1 protein-coding gene is annotated in these 2,188 nt (G+C 43.7%); it reads right to left on the bottom strand.

All coding sequences use genetic code 11. The features are described from left to right. Positions 1-74: 74 nt before the first annotated feature. Positions 75-2,126 carry a HEAT repeat domain-containing protein gene (locus QUA44_RS30405; RefSeq protein WP_333310099.1) on the bottom strand — a complete coding sequence of 684 codons (2,052 nt, stop codon included), beginning with the start codon at positions 2,124-2,126 and terminating at the stop codon, positions 75-77. Positions 2,127-2,188: the final 62 nt, after the last annotated feature.

The following is a 2,188-nucleotide window of genomic DNA, read 5'->3' on the forward strand; positions in this document are numbered from 1 at the left end:
TTGAGTTACCTCAGTAAATGTCTTCTCTTTCTTTACTTATTTTAACATAGTTCGGTTTTTTTGCGCCGACCTACTTATCTGTCAAAGTCATTTTCGTAAGTCTTATCGGATAGGCAATTTTTTAAGGCAGTGACAACCCCTGTCATTTGCTGAGTTTCTGTCATTTTTGTTATTAAAAAAAAGGCTGCTGTCTCCTGTCTAGATTTATCCTCACAGGTGAGGATAAATTGAGTTAAATCGGCGATCGGATATGGGTTGCCTTCGTCTATTTCCCCTAACCTATTTGTGTCTATTTTCCCTAACCTATTTTCTGCTTGATACCGAATATTTTCATCTCCAGAGGTGTGGAGTAACTCAGTGAAAGCGACGATCGAATCTGGGTTGCTTTCGTCTATTTTCCATAAGCTATCTGCTGCTTGCAACCGAATAAATTCATTCTCCGAGGTGCGGGTTAACTCAGTTAAAGCGGCAATCGAATCTGGGTTGCCTTCGTCTATTTTTCCTAAGCTATGGGCTGCCTGTCTCCGGATATTTAGATTCCCAGAGGTACGGATTAACTCAGTTAAAGTGGCGATCGCATCTGGATTGCCTTCCTCTATTTCCCCTAACCTATTTGCTGCTAGGCACCGGATATCTTCATCCTCAGAGGTGTGGATTAACTCAATTAAAGCCGCAATCGCATCTGGATTGCCTTCCTCTATTTGCCCTAAGCTATATGCTGCCAGCCACCGGATATCTTCATTTTTAGAGGTGCGGATTAACTTAGTTAAAGCGACGATCGCATTTGGGTTGCCTTTGCCTCCTATTTCTTCTAAAGTATATGCTGCGTTCTGCCGGATTTCAAAATCCTCAGAGGTACGGATTAAGTCAGTTAAAGCAGCGATCGCATCTGGGTTGCCTTCGTCTATTTTTGCTAAGATTGTTGCTGCCATACACCGAATATCTTGATCCTCAGAGGTGCAGATTAACTCAGTTAAAGCAGCGATCGCATCTGGGTTGCTTTGGCCTATTTGCCCTAAGTTTATTACTGCCTTATACCAAATATCTTCATCCTCAGAGGTGCGAATTAACTCTGTTAAAGTAGCGATCGCATCTGGGTTGCCTTGGTCTATTTCTTCTAAGATTATTGCTGCTTTCCGCCGGATATCTTCATCCTCAGAGGTGCGGATCAACTCAGTTAAAGCGCCGATCGCTCTTTTACGATCGCTCTCTGGTAATATTGCTTTTGCTCCTTCTTCAATTGGATCTAGAAATGGCTGCCACTCCTGTTCTTCAATATTGAAATAACCAAATCCCCACTGCACAATTTGAGCAACGATCGCATCAGCCAAAGAACAATCCTTAAACTCATCAATTAATACAGCCGCTAAAAAATAAGCTCGATACCAATAAAACTCATCTTCAATTCCATCATCAAACTCCACCAATGCTTCAATAAAAGCTTCCTTCTCCTCCCTATCCACATCCTTTCGCCCCATCCACAGCAACATCACCTCTTTCCACTGCCGCTCAAAAATCCGATAAATCCCCTGCTGCGGATTCTCCGGCACATGATTCAAGAAAAAGTGCCAATCCTTAATCTCGCAGGCTGCAAAATATTCCTGAAAAGAAGGATGATAGAAAGCATAAACAGATTTCAGCGGGTTTTCGGCATCATCTTCGACTCGATTCAGCCAACCTAAGTCAATTGCTTTTTCAAATAACTCTGGATGCGGTTGCGCCAGATGTTTGCTCACAAACCAATCCGGCAATATCGATTTATATCCAGCTTCAATAGCTGTCAGTGCCAACTTTCCCAAGGCAGCATTTAAGTTTGTTCTCTGTGCTGCTGTTGTCGGGAAAGCTTGTTTTTTGAAATTATAAAGCGCTGCGACAAATACCTCATAAAGTTCGGCTTTAGTATCCGGTAATTTTTGCTGTCCGAATTCCCAAGTTAAACACAGCAGGAATAACCGCAGGGGATTGCGTACTAAATCTTTGATTCGCTCTTTTCCCGGTTCGTCTAAGGCGGCGCGGAGATTCGCCCCCAGCTTCCCCTTACCCAGGGGGGGAGCAGGAATTGAGGTGGTTTCTTTGGCGCGTAGAACCCCCCCCAGCCCCCCCTTGCTTTCGGCTACCGTGTACACACAAGTCCAGCTAGACTGGGTTTGAGAAGTTAGAAACAAAATAAATCATGGAAAATCCCATC

This window comes from Microcoleus sp. N9_A2 (assembly GCF_036701775.1).
Taxonomy (GTDB): domain Bacteria; phylum Cyanobacteriota; class Cyanobacteriia; order Cyanobacteriales; family Microcoleaceae; genus Microcoleus.